Genomic DNA, 16,160 nt, shown 5'->3' on the forward strand with positions numbered 1-16,160 from the left:
TTTCTAATAGGCGCCTTCTTTAAATTAAAATTATAAACCGCCGAAAATTTTGACAAAAAAATAACCATTAAATAACACTAAAAGATTATACAAGATATGCGAAAAGATAACCGCTAAGGAAGCTTCAAAATATCTTTGCTGATAACCGCCGGCTTTCAAAAATAAATAAGACCATAATAAACCAAGAATGCCTTGAATAAAAATATTGAAACGTGTGGTATGAGACAAGGCAAATCCTAAAGACAAAAATAAAATAGAAATTATCAACAAAACATTAGCGAATTTCCGATTTTTCAGACCTAACAATAGAAAACTTATCAATGTCAAAGGTAAAATCCGCCAAACCACTTCCTCGCCCGCCGAATAAATAATTATGTTTCTTAAATTAACACCCATCCCCTTCCCAAAAGAATGCCAGAATTTCAAAAAATAAACCTGCGGGAAAAATAAATCATCAAGCGCTAAGGAAATAAAACAACAGAAAAAAAGCGTATAGTTAAAACCCAAAAGAGAAACAATCAGTGTCCATAAAATTTTTTCCTTGTTGTTTAATTGTCTTTTAAACAAGTCCATTCTTCGCCTCCTTATTAAAATTTTAAAAAACTAATAAAAGCTTAGCATTTTTTGAAAAATTTTTCAAAAATAAAAAGCCGCTCGGCGGCTTTCAATAGTGCGCCCTGGAGGGATCGAACCTCCGGCCTTTTCGATGTCAACGAAACGCTCTACCACTGAGCTAAGGGCGCAAACAATTAAATATCTATTATTAGAATAATCAAAAACTCAATTAAAGTCAACGATTAGGTTTTCCCTATTTTTCTTTTTCACCTTTGATTATTTGAAAAAGGGGGTGTGGTAAAATTTTGTTAACTCGCAATAATTCTTTATATTTTTCTTTATCTCGCTTTTTTAATTTTTTTAATAAATGATTAAATTCAAATTTTAATTGCCTCTCAGTTATTTTTATTTTTCTTTTTACTCTCGGAATTGGCCAAATTTTTGTTTGGTTAAATTTAAAACTGCGTTTCTTTGCTTCCAAATAAACAAAAAATACAAATAAAACCTGATGCAATTTTGGGGATTATAACAATTTTTAAATCTGATTAACTGTGGATGGTTTTGATAGCCTTTTGTTTTATTCTCCAAAACCTTTTTCGCTAATAAACCCTCGCGTCATAAAGCAATTAACCTTTGGTATCTAAATATTTTGGATGAATAGACCATAAACGCATAAATTCAAATTTATTTAAATAAAAATTAGTGGACCGGATGGGAGTTGAACCCACGACCTTCCCGATGCGAACGGGATGCTCTACCACTGAGCTACCGGCCCTTTTTTCTTATAAATTAATCTTAATGATTTTTGTTAATTTTTCAATTTTTTCTCTATTTGACAAGAAATAAAAAAGTTTTAAGATTAAAACGGTTTCTTAAAAAATTTTAAAAGGAGGATAAAAAAATGAATAAAAAGAAGGATGAAAAAATTTTTCCAATATTAGACCCTATTCACACCACCCAACCCGATACCCTTGATGGAATTATTTTTGATGATTCCCCAGAAATTGACAGAAGCGAATTTCCCTTGGTTCTCATTGATACTGACACAATTATTATCCCCGTTACTACTTTTAAAGGATACGGAGAAATTGGCTCTAATGTACTAATCTCCAACTCTTTTCTTTCCAAAACCACCATTAAAAATGGTAGCAAAATTATTGATAGCCGAATTTTCACTGGTATTATACATAATGAAACTGTAATTATTAATTCAACCATTGAAGGTTCGGTTTTTAATGAGAAATGCTACGCTAACAACTGCACCATAATCGAAAGCGTTTTAGGAAAAGAGGTGATTATCTGCGGCAGTTCCAATATCAATCGCTCTAGGATATATGACGAAGTAGTCTTAAGTCCACAAGTTATTGTTGATAATGGCAAAGTAGAAAAATTTTGTTATTTAGAAAGTGGAGTCAAGCTTATTGGTCAAAAAGGCCGATACGGAGATGCGGTTGTTATTCTCAAGCCAAAAGTTTATGTTGGAGCCAACTCCTTAATTATCGGCCCAGCACTGATTGACCATAATTGCTATATTGACAGCGATGTTGTTATAGAACCAAGTAATTTAATTGGAATTTTTATTCCCCCTTTTTCATATATCAGAAGAAGCGACAACAAAAAAGGGTACGAAGTTTTAGAAAAGAGATCTTTTTATTTAATTGACGGTCTTTGGTATGTGGCAAAAGACACTCCAATTGAAATATCATTAATCAGAGAAGTAAAAAATAAACTGGAATTTATCGAAAAAAAATTAAAAGAAAAAAAAGAGGACATAAAAGAAGTGCTAACAAATAAAAATACAAAAGCGGGAAATCAACCACCCATCCAATTGCTTTTATATAATGATGGTCTAAAGAAATTTAAAGAATTTTTAAATAGAATGATGGAATCCCTCGTCAATTGACGGGGGATTTTTTTGACTTATTCTTGAAAAATTTCTAAAATAAAAAAGTATGAAAGAAAACGTTTTTAATGAATTGGAATGGCGCGGCCTAATTAATCAAACAACCGATGCCAATCAATTAAAAGAACGCTTGAAAAAACCCATTGTTTTATATTGCGGTTTTGATGTAACAGCCGATAGTTTACATATTGGCCATCTTTTGCCGTTAATAACCCTCAAGCGTTTTGCCGAGTATAATCATCAAATTATCGCTGTTTTGGGCTCAGCAACCAGTTTAATCGGCGACCCGAGCGGTAAAAAATCCGAACGCAAGCTTCAACCTGAAGAAATTGTTCAACAATGGAATCATGGCATAAAAAAACAATTAAATAATTTATTGAAAGAAGAAATTCAAACACACAAAGCTATTATTGTTGAAAATAGTGAATGGCTTAAAAAGTTGGGTCTTTTATCATTCATTCGCGATATTGGCAAACATTTCAGTTTGGGCTATATGCTGGCAAAAGAATCAGTAAAAAACCGTCTTGAAGTTGGAATTTCTTTTACTGAATTTAGTTATATGTTGCTTCAAGCTTATGATTTTTGGTGGTTGTATAAAAAATATAATTGCGAACTTCAAATTGGAGGTAGCGACCAGTGGGGTAATATTACTACTGGTATTGATTTAATTCAAAAATTAGAAAATAAAAATGTTTATGGGTTAACACTTCCTCTTCTTCTTAAATCTGACGGGACTAAATTTGGAAAAACTGAGGGTGGCGCTGTTTGGCTTGATGCTTCAAAAACTTCCGTCTACCAATTTTATCAATTTCTTATTAATACAGATGATCGCGACGTTATAAAATTATTAAAATTTTTAACTTTTTTAACTGCTGAGCAAATCAAAGAATTAGAAAAGTCGGTAAAAAATCAACCAGAAAAACGCCTTGCCCAAAAAACATTAGCGCAAGAATTAACAAAATTAGTTCATGGCGAAAAAGCGTTACAACGAGCAGAAAAAATTTCTGAAGCCTTGTTTTATAATAATCTTAAAAATTTATCAGCTGAAGAGTTGAAAGAGGGTCTTAATGATGTTCCAACGGCTAAAATTGAAAATAAGCAAAAATTAAACCTCGTTGATTTTTTGGTTGAAACCAAAGTTTGTTCTTCCAAACGACAAGCCCGCGAAGATATTATTAATGGCGCAATTACTTTAAATGGTGAGGTTGTTAGAGACATTAATTTAACCCTCTCCCCTCAAAATTCGCTTGTTGAAAATATCTTTGTTGTTCGCCGCGGCAAAAAAAATTATCATCTTATTTTTTGGCAATAATTAAAAATTGACTTTCTCTTTTTCTCTATTAATATCAATTTTGATATGGCTGAGATGTTGTTTAATTCGTCAGATAATCGGAAAATTGGTCTCAAAAAATTAATTGGGGAAATTTTTGCTTTTATCCAAGAAAAACCTCAAGCCGCTTACAAATTAGTTATTGGCACTGATTCATTAAACGCGGCTGACCACTCGGATTTCGTCACGGCAATTATTATTTTACGCATTGGCAATGGCGGACGTTATTTCTGGCGGAGAATTAAAGATAAAAATTTTAAGAGCTTGCGCGAGAGAATTTACAAAGAAGTCTATTTATCTCTAGAAATTGGCCAACAATTACTCAAATTGCTAGAGAAAAATCAATTTTACACTTTTGATTTGGAAATTCATGTTGATGTTGGACAGAATGGCGAAACTCGTAATTTAATTAACGAGGTTACTGGTTTGGTAAGAGGTTGCGGTTTTGTGGTAAAAACTAAACCCGAAAGTTTTGCCGCTTCAAGCGTGGCAGATCATTGTATTTAAATATGCTTGATAAAATTGTTTTGGATTTAGAAACAAAAAATTCTTTCGCTGATGTTGGGGGGAAACAAAATCTTCATCAACTTGAAATTTCTTTAATTGGTATTTACTCATACAAACGCGATGAATATTTAGCTTTTACAGAAAAAGAATTTCATCTTTTTGAAAAATTTCTTCATGATGTTGGCGCTATTATTGGTTTTTCTATTTATAATTTTGATTTACCTTTAATTGAAAAACATTTTGATTATAAATTTGATAATCATATCATTTTTGATATTTTAAAAGAAATTGAAGAAAAACGCGGTCATAAAATCAGCCTTGACGAATTAGCATCAGCTAATATAGGGTTGCGAAAAAACGGCAATGGTTTAGAAGCTATTAAATTATACAAGGAAGGAAAAATTGAAGAATTAAAAAGATATTGTTTAAATGATGTGAGATTAACAAAAGAGCTTTATGAACTTATTCTAAAGCAAAATCATTTAATTATCCCATCAAAAATTCACGCACCAGTAAAAGTGCCTTTTAATTGGATTCAGTTGCACAATGATTTAGAAAAGAAACTTATTGAAATAGAAAAACAACGCCAAAAAATTTCTGTTCAAAATTCTTTGTTTGAAATCTTTTAAACGCATTTACTATAAATTTTTTAAATTTGAAAAAATAATAGGGTCTCCTTTTAAGACCCTATTATTTTTTGTTTTATTTTTTATTATTTTTTATTATTTTTAATTTTTTAATTCTCCAGTTATTCTTCTACCTCCTCCTCGCCCTCATATGCCTCTTCTTCCTCATTATGACCATCATAATGTTGAGATACATAAAATATCTCCGAGTGCCCCCATAAAAAACTTATCCATTTCCACCACTTTCCTTCTATTAAAACCTTCGTCGATATTGTTCCATCCTCTTGAGAATGAAATCGAGCTACACCTCTTATTCTTTTATTATCAATTTTTTTTAAAAGATTCTCCCCTCTAAAAAGCCATCTTTCCTCGTCTAACATCACCACCCCAGCTAATTTTCCGTTTTTTTGTAAATGAACATGTTTTAATTCTAAATCTGATGAATTAGACTTAATCTTAATTTCCCACAATATATTATTATTTTCAAATCCAATTACTTTATCATCAGAATTAAATATCCCCACTATACCATTTGTTTTTCGAGAATAACCAACATAAAGAATCTCTTTTATTGGTTCTCCGGCTATCTCTTTTAAGATGGTATCTCCGGAAAAAAGAGAACACTTATTATCGTCGCCTTCTAATACAGCCAGCCCGCATAATGTTCCATCTAACCGAGGGAAAACCTCGAGAACCTCTAATATCTTTTTATTTCCTATCTTTTCTAAAACGACATCTCCTTGAAAAAGAACTTTTTCTCTTTTATCTAAATCAGCAATACCCACTAGAGTACCGTCTGGTTGAGAATACAATTGATAAATATAACGTATTTTCTCTCCTGCAATTCTTGGAATAAGGCTATCTCCGCTAAACAAAAACGATTCTCCCTTTTTTGTGTACATGAAACCAGCTAACATATTATTTTCTAAAGGTTCTAAAGGAATGGCAAGCTCCACCTCTTTTATCCTTTTCCCACCAATTTTTTCTATAAGAACATTGTCTTTAAAAAGAAATTCATTATCTTCATAGCCACTTATCTCAACTACACCAACTAGCTTACCATTTTTTAGAGAAAAAACTTGATGGGCATCCACAACTTTTTCGCCTTCTATTTCCTCAAAAAGAATATTTTCTTTAAAAGGAATCTCGCTTGCGCCACTGTCACTTAATTTAACCGTCCCTGCTAATTTACCATTTTCCTGAGAATGAAAATCACAAACTTCCCTTACCTTTTTTCCTCCAATTCTTCCAAACAGAGTATCATTCCTAAAAGGAATTTTTCTGCCATTTTCTAATTTAACAACGCCAGCCACAGCATCATTTTTCTGTCTATGCACATCATATACGTCTACTATTATAAAGCCTAATTTCTGAAAAAAATTCTTAAGAAAACTAAAAATATCTTTTGTTTTTTTCATCTTTAACCTCCTTATATGCTCTTCCTACTTGATCCCCCCTTTCGGTGGGGCATCGGAAGAAATTTTAAATTTGCTAATTATACAATAAAAAATTATTTAAATTTGTCAATTTTTTGATTTTATAAAAAATTTTCTAAAGACAATAAAAAGCTAACCCATTGAAGACTTGGCGTTTTGATTAATTGAATAAAAAGTGTTCTGGATAATTCTGACAAGGACGTCTCAAAACAAACTAAATCTCCACCTCCAAATAATCAAAGGGTTCGCCGAAATTATGCCAATTTTCAATGCGTCTTAATTTTTTAGCACCTTTTTTCTGTAAAAATTCTGAAAGTCCATTTTCTACTCTTGCATGCATAGTAATCTTCTTATATCCCCGGCGTTTTGCTTCTTCTTGTAAAGATTTCAATATTCTTAAAAATATTTTAATATTTCTTTCTTCTGGTTTGGTAGCTATTGATTCTATATATAAAGCATCCTCTTCTGGCTTTAATTCTAAATCATAATCTTTTAATTCTTTAAAGGCGTCTTTTAATGGTTTAGAAGATAAATACGAAACTACTTCGCCTTTTTCATTTTTAGCAATAATCTGAATGCCGTTGCGATTTTCTAAAGTTTCCTTTAAATCTGCTAAATCTGACTGCATTTCTTCAGGGAAACTGGCTTGCTCGACAAGCAAAATTTTTTCAAGTAACTCTTTATTTATTTTTTTTACCACTTCAACTTTATACTCTCCTCCTTCTTGTTTTTTTCCTTCAACCTCTCGAGTAATATTAAATGCTTTCCCACTAAGAAGCGCTTCTAGATAATATCCATCGTCATATAAATATCCACCCAGTTTAGAGTTTACTAAAAGATTCTCGATTTCTTGTAGATCTTGCGTTTCAATATCGTTGTAAGCATCCATTCCTAACCCCACCTTAGAAATATTACAAGCTTGAGCATATCTATTAAGAAATTCAAACATAGCTTCGCGAATAGCATTATTAATATTATCGCCTTGAGGGTATTTTCTGTTTACTTCAAAATTATCAGCGATTAAAACAGGTTTACCGTTATTATCTAAAGTGACAAAAAGCCAAGTTTGAGCAATAACATCACCAGTATCAGGGTCAATGATTTCAGCAACATTAATGCCTTTATCAATAAGATATTGGAAAATTGTTTCGGGATAAAGAGTGGGAGGGCCGCCACCGGGTGGTGATTCTTTAACGCCAACAGCAATACAACAATCAGTATCATTGCCTTGAAACATATCTTTTCTGGGATCTCTATCCCATAATTTAACAATAAATTGTTTTTTAACAGTTTTTTCTTTGTGTTCGGAAGAGAAAGCTTTGATTGCTTCAATAAGATGGGCAAAAGCTTCTTGGGCTTCAATTGGCAATTGAAAATCAGGATATTTGGTTTTTAGGTAGTTTAAGCTTTTGGTATAAGTGGGGAGGAGTTGTTCAAGCCAGTTGGAATCATGAATATTGATTTTTGAAGGGTCAAATTCTTTTTTCTTTTGATTGAGTTGGGTAAGGTCTTTTTCTAAAGATGTTTTTAAACGAGGTTCAGATTCGCTGACGATTGTTATCCAATTTTTTAATCGTTCTTCAAATTGTTTAAATAAGGCTTCGGTATCTTGTTTTTTCTGAGTATCAACGGTTATTAAAACTTGTTCTTTGAAATTAAGCCAATTATCCCAATTGATGTTTTTTTCTTTAAAAGCTTTTTCTACTTGTTGGTTATGATAGGCGATATCACAGCCAATTTCATCTTTTTGATTAGGATTAGAGATAAAATCATTGAATCTATTTTCAAAGACTGATTTAAGAAGATGGTTAAAAATTTCAAGGTATTCTTCTTTGTTTTGTTGCCTTAACATTTCTTGATTAGTAATGAGATTGGCAAAATATTTAATTTTCCACTGAGAAAGTTCTTGATTAGAAACTTCAACATCAAGATTTAATGATTGAGCCACCATTTTTAAAAGATTTTTGTTTAATTCTGATTTTAGTTCATTAAAGTTTTTGGCTTTTGAATTGGTAATAATTTGTTGAAAGGTTTTTTGAGCATTGATAATTTGATAAGATGAGGCGATTTCTAATAAATCAGCAAAGTTATATCCATCAAGTTGTTTGTTGGTTTGGATATATTTTTGAATAGCATTTTTTATTTCTTCATCTTGAATAGTTGGTTCTACAAAATTTAGAAAACTATCAGCATAAGATAATCCTCGATAAATGATGTTTTTTAACAGTTGGGTGGAGAGATTAAGGTCTAATAACTGAAGATTGGCGATATTTGAATTGTGATAAACAAAAAAGTCTTCGGGATTTTCCCATCTTTTTCTTTCATCAATTGTCTCGTTAATTTTTTTAGCAAATTGTTTGATAGTTTGATATTCAGGTAAATATTTAATTGCAAATTCTCCTAAATCTTTTTGATTTTTTAATAAATTAATTAATATTGGATAAGCATAATAAATGTCAATTTCTGAAAGTTTGTATTTTGTATTAAGAATTTCTGCAATTTTTTGTTCTTGTTTATTATTAATTTTAGCTAGTTCACCTAATTGTGAGGCTGCGGCTTCTCTGACATCTGGCTCATTATCTTTAAAACATTGTTCATATAAAGGAAAGGTTTTTTCTGGTAATACTTTAGCTAGTTCAACTAATTGTGAGGCTGCGGCGTATCTGACATATTTATTATTACTTTTAAGGCATTGTTCATATAAAGGAAAAGTTTTTTCTGGTAATGCTTTAGTTAGTTCAACTAATTGTGAGGCTGCGGCTTTTCTGATATATCTATCATTATCTTTAAGGCATTGTTCATATAAAGGAAGGGTTTTTTCTGGTAATGCTTTAGCTAGTTCACCTAATTGTGAGGCTGCGGCGTATCTGACAGAGTAATAATCATCTTTAAGGCATTGTTCATATAAAGGAAGGGCTTTTTCTGGTAATGCTTTAGCTAGTTCACCTAATTGTGAGGCTGCGACTTCTCTGACCCATGAATGATTATCTTTAAGATATTGTTCATATAAAGGAAGGGTTTTTTCTGGTAATGCTTTAGCTAGTTCACCTAATTGTGAGGCTGCGGCGTGTCTGACCTCTGGTTCATAATCTGTAAGGCATTGTTCATAAAAAGGAAAGGCTTTTTCTGGTAATGCTTTAGCTAGTTCACCTAATTGTGAGGCTGTGGCGCGTCTGACATCTGGGTCATAATCTTTAAGACATTGTTCATATAAAAGAATGGTAGTTAAGGAATAGATTAGTTCTAATTTTTCTTTTTCTGCTAATTTTTTAAGGCTTTCTAATTGTTGAATATCTTCTGCTGTAATTTCCTTGTTTAATTCTTCTTTAACTTTTTTTCTAATGGTTTCTATTAAATATTTAGCCTGAGCTTCTTCAGATTGTCTTAAACGTAAAATTTTGCCAGCTGGGACATTTAATTTGCCTTTTTGTTCTATTGGATGTGCTAATTGTATATCAGGCGGTAAAATTTCGCGAATTTCTTCTCGTTTTTGTTTTCTTTTATTCTGATTATTCTGATTTTCTAATGAATTTTTCATCTTTATTTAGGTGTTTTTTAATAAAATTTGTGGACCTGAGGGGACTCGAACCCCTGACCTCCTCGATGCCATCGAGGCGCTCTACCAACTAAGCTACAGGCCCTTAAGTTTTAATTTTAGAAGAACGGTAATGAATTTTTTCGAAATAATTTATTTTTTGTTAGAATGCCATCGAAGCGCCCCTGCCTGCCGGCAGGCAGGTCTGCCTAACGGCAGATAAATACCAACTAAGCTACAGGTCCTTAAGTTTTTAATTATTTTTAATTTTATCTGTTTCTTAAAATTTTTCAACTTTTAAATGGAGCTGGAAATGTAGCGCTTTGGCAATAATTTTTCATCCATAGGTAAAGTGAAATAAAAAGTGGATCCTCGATTTTCAATTGATTCAGCCCAAATTTTTCCACCATGTGCTTCAATAATGTTTTTAGTAATATAAAGCCCCAAACCAGTGCCTTCGGTTTCGTATTTTAAAACATTGGTAGCGCGGAAAAATTTAGTAAATAATTTTGGAATTTCTTCTTTAGGAATACCAATGCCAGTATCTGTTATTGAAACTTCCACATACGGCGGTTTTTTCTCAATTTTTATAATAATTTGTCCATTTTCAACATTATAGCGTAAAGCATTCTCAATAAGATTTTGAATAACAATTTTTATTCTCATTGGGTCAAACTTAAACGGCTGAAGACCATCTGGAGGCGGCTGGAAATATATTTTGATACCATGTCGCTCAGCCAAAGAAATATATCCTTCAACAACTTTTTGAATTAAAGCACATAAATCTCCCTGAACAAATTCATAACCAAATTTACCTGCTTCAATATTGGCAGTATCAAGCAAATCATTGGCTAATTTCAAAACTTTATCGGTTGCTTCTAAAGTGCGTTTTAATAAATCTCTTTGGGTCTCATTTAAATTTTTATTATCTTCACCCAACAATGTTTCTAAACTCCAGCGAATTCCTGATAATGGCGTCCGCATTTGATGAGCGGCAACAGTCAAAAACTCTGATTTAGTTTTTAAAATTTCTTCTTCTCTGGTTCTATCTTTAATTACTTTAAAAAATCCCAAAATCTTTCCTTTTTGGTCTAATACTCTAATTGTTGTCACTACTAATTCAATAAACGGCTCAGTAATAGAAATTTCCATTATATTAGGAAAAATAGCTGGGTCGCTTTTCCATGTCATTGCTGGCGCTAAACTCGGAAAAAGCACTTGGGCTAGTAATTTTGTTTTTGGATTTTTCGCCCACTCTGGCGTCACAATCTCGCCAATCACATCAAAAGCTTTTAATCCAAACAGGTCTTCGGCGGCGCTATTAAAAACAGTGATTCTAAAATCACTATCATAAGCGATAATCGCTTCAGTAAAATTAGCAAGAATTGTTTTAACTTGATTTCTCTCAGCTAAAAGTTCGTAATGTTTAATTGTATTGCGCAAAGACAAAAAGAAACTGATTAATAAAAAAATAATAGTGACAACCAAAGCAATCGTCTCCCACAATCCTTCGCCAAAATGCAAAATAATGCCCAATAAAAAAAGCATTATAATGAGCATTATCCAAAACAAAATCATCTCAGGCAATGACAAATAAGCCAAAATTTTCTTCATATCTTAATTATAATTGAAAGCTTAAAAAATAAAAACCCTCGCCAATCAGCGAGGGTTTATTAAAAAGTCATCATTTGCTCTTTTCTTTAAGAATCCGCTCAATTTCAGCTCGGTTAAAACCAATAATAATTTCTCCGTCAATATCAATTACTGGCACGCCCATTTGCCCGCTTTTTTCAATCATTTCCTGCGCAGCTTCTTCATTTTGAGAAACATCAATATCTTCAAAATCAACATTCATTTCTTTTAAAAATTCTTTTGCTAAATGACAATAAGGACAAGTGGGTGTTGAATAAACTTTTATTTTCATATTTTTATTTAGCATAAACATCTAACACCGACTTTACAACACTATATGGTTGCGCGCCAATTAGTAAAACCGCATTGCCTAAATCAACTTGGGGATTTGAACCTTGGAAAGCCGCATTAATTTTTTGAATATCAACATCCAAAGGCAAATTCTTTGTTGGAGTAATAATCATGGAAGGTGTTCCCAAAATTCCCAGCTTTGAAGCCAAATTTAAAGATTCTTGAACTCTAGCCGCATATTTATTTGAATTTAAACAATCAGAAAGGAGTTGTGTGTCCAAACCTAATTCTTTCCCGTATTTTACCAATGATTCAATTTTTAAATCCTCAGCGTTTTCAGCCGTGGCAAAAATTTTATCATGCATTTCCCAGAATTTATTTTGGTCTTTAGCACACCAAGCTGCTTCAGAAGCTTTTTGCGCAAACTCATGAAATGGCAGTGGCACATCAATAAAAACAATTTTTGCTAACCCCGTATCCACATAATCTTTTACTAAACTAATATGGGTTAACAAATAAAATCTTCGGCAATAAGGGCATTGATAATCGGCAAATTCAAAAATTGTTATTGGCGCGTTATCTTTGCCTAAAACAACATTATCCGAAGCAATAGCCAATTTTAGAGTATTGCCCGCTGATTGTTGTTCTTGTTCTACTTCTGCTTTTTGGGTAACATTAACACCTTTACTATAAATAAAAGCACCACCAATAATTAAAGCCGCTAAAACAATTGAGATCGGCAATAAATAATCTTTTTTCTTGGTTTGTTGATTATTTTCCATAACTTTTTTCTTAATAGACCTTTTGTTATTTTAAAGCTTAAACAAATTAAACTTTAAATCAAGATTAAAAAAGTTTATCCCATTGCTCTTGTTCAACTAAATTAATAAATTCCCTTACATCAGTCGCGTAGCGCGAATCAACTTTGAGAACTTGCTGGGCGTATTCAATAGCTTTTTCTTTGTTATGTAGTTGAGCATAAGCAGCAGCTAATTTGATAAGAATTTCCAGGCGATTTTTTTGATATTGATTGGCTTTTTCTAAATAATTTATTACTTTATTGATGTGATCGGCGTCTTTTGGTGGATTGCTAATTTCTATAAAAACAGCTAAATCAATTAAACTTTTTACTTTGTTTAACAAAATCCCTTTTTGAAAGGCATTTAATTTTTCATTTTGGAGCAATTTTTCGGTTTTGCTAATTTCTTCATCAATTAAACCAATCATTTTTCCTCTGGTTTGGAATAAAGTTATTTGCGAGACAACATTCATTATAAAATCAGAAGATTTTTCTAGATAAAATTCATAACCATTATCAAAAGCAGTATTTATATATTCAAACACTTCTTCTTCATTTTTCCCATCTTGAATGGCTAAAATTGCTTTTAACCACCATGCTGGCGCGTATTTCGGAGTTTTTTCCAAAAGCTCCGCTAGCTCTTTTTGCGTTTTCTCTTTTGATGGTTGACTTAAAACATATTGCATCAAAAAATCACTTCTTTTAGAATAATTTTTCTTTAAAAATCCAAAATATTCGTCCATTTCACTATAATACTTTTGCCTTTCTTCATCAGATAAATTAGGTTGCTTGGGCATTTGTGAGGCAATGTAAGATAAATAAACATAAAAATCTACCATTGGCTCGCGTTTATAACCAGACAATAATTGTTCTTTAATTTTTTCATAAAAATTAACCACTTGATTTTTATCGGCTTTAATCTGGCCAGAACTACTATATGTTAAATAGGAAAAGAAGTAATCAGCCCATGGTTTTTTAATTTCGGTATTGATAAAAGTATTGAGCTTTACCGCTTTTTCAAAAGTTTGGAATCTCCCTGCTAAATCCTGCGGATTAACCCGATTAGCTTCATAAACCAATTGGGCAGCTTTATAAGGTTTATAATCAACATGGTAAAAAATAAAAGCGGCAATTAATAAAATTATTCCAATAATTAATAAATCCAAAACATCAAAAGCTTTTTTTGGAATAAATATTTTTTGCTCTATTTTCTTCTCTGATGAAACTTTTTTAATCTTTATATCTTCCGTCGATAAATTAACAAAAGCTAAAAAGAAAAAGAAAAAGATAGAATTGGCCGGCGTATCAAAAACAAAAAAATTATGAACATTATAAGCTATAAAAAGCGAGAAAATAAGAATCCAGCTAATCTTATCTTTAAAGGTTTCTGATAATTTAATCTTTTTGAAAATTAAATAGCCAACCACCGCCAACAAAAACACATAAGCCAAAAATCCAACAATCCCATTCATTACTAAAACATCAAAAAATTTATTATGCGCCCTATCAAAACGCTCATGGCTTAAAGCGTAATCATTAGCATCGTAATGACTATCAAAAACAGCGTAATACATATCCTGTCCATAACCAAAAATCGGTCTTTCTTTCCACCAATTAAAACTACGCTGCCAATTTAAAATACGAGCGCGAGTGGAAGCATCTGATAAAGAAATACTAGCTAAACGTCCAATAAAAGGAATTTTTTCGCTGATAACGCTTTTTTGAATTTGCGGTTGAAAAACAAAAAATAAAATACCTAAAATAACAATGGCGCCAGAAACAAGAGCGCTAATTTTTTTATATTGTTTATTGGGAATAGTAAAAATACTCAAAATCAAACCAACGAATAAACCAAAAACTAAGCCTAAAATTGAGCCGCGCGTCTGCGCCCAAAGAAAAACAAAAAAGGAAACTGCGCCCATTATTATTACCAGATTTTTTTGCTGTTTTAATTCGGCTTTGTGAGCAAAATTAAGATAATACCAGACAATCAAAAACAAATGCACCAACAAAAAACCAGCAAAAAAAGTTGGATTGCCAAAAACGCCGCCCGGTCGCGTTAAATTTTCACCGGTTGGGATAGCAACAATTCTGAAAACTTCCAAAATAGGAAAAATAGCACCGAAAAAACTAATACAAATTGAAGTAAAAACTAATTTGCGAATTGCTTCTTTATCATTGAAAAAAATTGAAGAAATAGCTAAAAAGAAACCATAAAAATGAAGTAATGAAATAAAACCTTCCATTCGCTCAGCATTGCCCCAAAAACTGCGATAAGGTACAAGGCTAAAAATGCAGCTAATTAAAATAGCGAAATAAAAAACCGAAACAGCGATTGTTAATAAATTAAAGCGCGGTCGATATTTTTGAAAATTAATCAACATCAAAATTGCCCAAACAACTAAAAGCAAAAGTGTTGAAATTTGAAAAGGAAACATTTTGCCCAGAATAAACGGCCGCAAAATATTGGGCAAAAAAATCAAAGCAGAAAACAAAGCAGCGGCCACCAAAAAGAATGCAACTTTTTTTAAATTATTTTCCAAAGAAATTAATTGACTCATTTTTTATTTATAACAATTAAAAGCGACAAGTATATCTATTATTATAGATGATAATTTATTTTTTCCAAATTAAAAAAGCCCTTCTGGGGCTTTTATACTTTTATAGCAGAAAATTCTACAATCCTAATTCTTTTTTCAACTCATCAATAATCACCAAAGCATCCACACAACGATTGTTATTTAACAATTCATCAGCTTGTTTTAATTGAGAAATGATTCCTTCTTTGTCATTATTGTCTAAACTTAAATAATCAACTATTTCTTTAAGCTGTGCCAAATCATTTTCTAAATAAACAGGGCAACGATTAATTTTATCCTCTGCTTCGGATTTTAAAGCAAAAACTTGATTTTCAACTTTTTCCAATTGATTTTGTATTTTTTCTACCTCGGTTGCCACCTCTTTTTTATTAACAGCCACTTGTTTCAAAGTTTCTTTTGCTTTATTTGTTTCTTTTTGTAATTGCTCAGATAGAGCCGCTAATTGCTGAGGATGTGAAATTTGTTTTAACTGTTGAGTTATATCTTCTAAATTTTGCGTTAGGGTTTCAAAAGCCAATTGGTTATAATAATCGCCTACTTTTTTATTCAAATCATTCACCATCATCTGGGTGATGGCCATTTTTAAATCCAATTTATATTGAGACGGCGCCAAAGCAATTATAGCTTTGTTCATTAAAATTTTAGCGCCATAAAGAGGGCTATCAATGGATGCTGTTTGGGCTAAATTAACCGCGCCACTCAATAAAAGCATTACAGCGCAAAAAACCGCTGCTAATTTATATCCCAAAGAAAAAACAAAAATAGGCGCTTTGGCGCTTTTTTGTTCTATTCTATCAATCTGAGCTATTAAAACTCTTTTACTGGAAACAAGCCATTCTTTATCTGGCTTTACCATTTTTAATTGTCTAATCCGCGCGATAATATCAGCTTTTTTCATATTTGCCTCTCTATAATATATAACGAAAAAAGCGGCAAAATATTACTA

Annotated in this window: 12 protein-coding genes, 3 tRNA genes and 1 pseudogene; 4 read left to right on the plus strand and 12 right to left on the minus strand. The window is 31.8% G+C overall.

All coding sequences use genetic code 11. The annotated features are described in order from the left end of the window. Nucleotides 1-30: 30 nt before the first annotated feature. From N2692_00235 to N2692_00250, 4 genes and pseudogenes are all read right to left on the minus strand, one after another. Nucleotides 31-573, minus strand: a complete 543-nt coding sequence (locus tag N2692_00235; protein MCX8015735.1) for a CPBP family glutamic-type intramembrane protease — start codon at nucleotides 571-573, stop codon at nucleotides 31-33. Between the two features lie 98 nt (nucleotides 574-671). Then, nucleotides 672-743 (minus strand) — tRNA-Val (locus tag N2692_00240). 65 nt (nucleotides 744-808) lie between these two features. Further along, a pseudogene (locus N2692_00245) lies at nucleotides 809-1,229 on the minus strand (pyrimidine dimer DNA glycosylase/endonuclease V). 29 nt (nucleotides 1,230-1,258) lie between these two features. Beyond that, a tRNA-Ala gene (locus tag N2692_00250) sits at nucleotides 1,259-1,330 on the minus strand. A gap of 126 nt (nucleotides 1,331-1,456) precedes the next feature. Between N2692_00250 and N2692_00255 the strand changes: the two genes are divergently transcribed. From N2692_00255 to N2692_00270, 4 genes are read left to right on the plus strand one after another with little or no spacing between them, the layout of a single operon-like run. Then, nucleotides 1,457-2,458: a hypothetical protein gene (locus N2692_00255; GenBank protein ID MCX8015736.1), complete on the plus strand. Its 1,002-nt coding sequence runs from the start codon at nucleotides 1,457-1,459 to the stop codon at nucleotides 2,456-2,458. Nucleotides 2,459-2,507: 49 nt separating this feature from the next. Further along, nucleotides 2,508-3,770: a tyrosine--tRNA ligase gene (gene tyrS, locus N2692_00260; GenBank protein MCX8015737.1), complete on the plus strand. Its 1,263-nt coding sequence runs from the start codon at nucleotides 2,508-2,510 to the stop codon at nucleotides 3,768-3,770. A 45-nt stretch (nucleotides 3,771-3,815) separates the two neighbouring features. Then, complete coding sequence (locus tag N2692_00265; protein ID MCX8015738.1) at nucleotides 3,816-4,295, plus strand: ribonuclease H-like YkuK family protein; 480 nt, start codon at nucleotides 3,816-3,818, stop codon at nucleotides 4,293-4,295. 2 nt (nucleotides 4,296-4,297) lie between these two features. Next, the gene (locus N2692_00270; GenBank protein ID MCX8015739.1) at nucleotides 4,298-4,924 is read left to right on the plus strand and encodes a ribonuclease H-like domain-containing protein; all 627 of its coding nucleotides are present in this window, start codon (nucleotides 4,298-4,300) and stop codon (nucleotides 4,922-4,924) included. A gap of 119 nt (nucleotides 4,925-5,043) precedes the next feature. On the opposite strand, the gene N2692_00275 is transcribed toward N2692_00270, so the two are convergent. The 8 genes from N2692_00275 to N2692_00310 all read right to left on the minus strand — a co-directional run bounded on the left by N2692_00275 (nucleotide 5,044) and on the right by N2692_00310 (nucleotide 16,112). Then, nucleotides 5,044-6,339 carry a hypothetical protein gene (locus tag N2692_00275; protein ID MCX8015740.1) on the minus strand — a complete coding sequence of 432 codons (1,296 nt, stop codon included), beginning with the start codon at nucleotides 6,337-6,339 and terminating at the stop codon, nucleotides 5,044-5,046. A gap of 232 nt (nucleotides 6,340-6,571) precedes the next feature. Beyond that, nucleotides 6,572-9,895, minus strand: coding sequence for a GNAT family N-acetyltransferase (locus N2692_00280; protein ID MCX8015741.1), 3,324 nt, complete (start codon nucleotides 9,893-9,895; stop codon nucleotides 6,572-6,574). A gap of 30 nt (nucleotides 9,896-9,925) precedes the next feature. Then, a tRNA-Ala gene (locus tag N2692_00285) sits at nucleotides 9,926-9,998 on the minus strand. Nucleotides 9,999-10,189: 191 nt separating this feature from the next. Next, nucleotides 10,190-11,506, minus strand: coding sequence for an ATP-binding protein (locus N2692_00290; GenBank protein ID MCX8015742.1), 1,317 nt, complete (start codon nucleotides 11,504-11,506; stop codon nucleotides 10,190-10,192). A gap of 70 nt (nucleotides 11,507-11,576) precedes the next feature. Beyond that, entirely contained in the window at nucleotides 11,577-11,831 is a 255-nt protein-coding gene (locus N2692_00295) for a thioredoxin family protein (GenBank protein MCX8015743.1), read from the minus strand. After that, nucleotides 11,821-12,597: a thioredoxin domain-containing protein gene (locus N2692_00300; protein MCX8015744.1), complete on the minus strand. Its 777-nt coding sequence runs from the start codon at nucleotides 12,595-12,597 to the stop codon at nucleotides 11,821-11,823. The genes N2692_00295 and N2692_00300 overlap by 11 nt, the downstream gene beginning before the upstream one ends. 64 nt (nucleotides 12,598-12,661) lie before the next feature. Then, complete coding sequence (locus tag N2692_00305; protein MCX8015745.1) at nucleotides 12,662-15,175, minus strand: O-antigen ligase family protein; 2,514 nt, start codon at nucleotides 15,173-15,175, stop codon at nucleotides 12,662-12,664. Nucleotides 15,176-15,290: 115 nt separating this feature from the next. Beyond that, nucleotides 15,291-16,112 (minus strand): hypothetical protein, encoded by an 822-nt coding sequence (locus N2692_00310; protein MCX8015746.1) that lies wholly within the window; start codon nucleotides 16,110-16,112, stop codon nucleotides 15,291-15,293. Nucleotides 16,113-16,160 lie beyond the last annotated feature (48 nt).

It is taken from the genome of Patescibacteria group bacterium (assembly GCA_026415775.1).
GTDB lineage: Bacteria > Patescibacteriota > Minisyncoccia > UBA6257 > JAAZHW01 > SKW32.

Bases quoted from the DNA above. Each gene is read 5' to 3' on its own strand.
- N2692_00235 (MCX8015735.1), bottom strand. From the start codon at position 573: ATGGACTTGTTTAAAAGACAATTAAACAACAAGGAAAAAATTTTATGG.
- N2692_00255 (MCX8015736.1), top strand. From the start codon at position 1,457: ATGAATAAAAAGAAGGATGAAAAAATTTTTCCAATATTAGACCCTATT.
- tyrS (MCX8015737.1), top strand. From the start codon at position 2,508: ATGAAAGAAAACGTTTTTAATGAATTGGAATGGCGCGGCCTAATTAAT.
- N2692_00265 (MCX8015738.1), top strand. From the start codon at position 3,816: ATGGCTGAGATGTTGTTTAATTCGTCAGATAATCGGAAAATTGGTCTC.
- N2692_00270 (MCX8015739.1), top strand. From the start codon at position 4,298: ATGCTTGATAAAATTGTTTTGGATTTAGAAACAAAAAATTCTTTCGCT.
- N2692_00275 (MCX8015740.1), bottom strand. From the start codon at position 6,339: ATGAAAAAAACAAAAGATATTTTTAGTTTTCTTAAGAATTTTTTTCAG.
- N2692_00280 (MCX8015741.1), bottom strand. From the start codon at position 9,895: ATGAAAAATTCATTAGAAAATCAGAATAATCAGAATAAAAGAAAACAA.
- N2692_00290 (MCX8015742.1), bottom strand. From the start codon at position 11,506: ATGAAGAAAATTTTGGCTTATTTGTCATTGCCTGAGATGATTTTGTTT.
- N2692_00295 (MCX8015743.1), bottom strand. From the start codon at position 11,831: ATGCTAAATAAAAATATGAAAATAAAAGTTTATTCAACACCCACTTGT.
- N2692_00300 (MCX8015744.1), bottom strand. From the start codon at position 12,597: ATGGAAAATAATCAACAAACCAAGAAAAAAGATTATTTATTGCCGATC.
- N2692_00305 (MCX8015745.1), bottom strand. From the start codon at position 15,175: ATGAGTCAATTAATTTCTTTGGAAAATAATTTAAAAAAAGTTGCATTC.
- N2692_00310 (MCX8015746.1), bottom strand. From the start codon at position 16,112: ATGAAAAAAGCTGATATTATCGCGCGGATTAGACAATTAAAAATGGTA.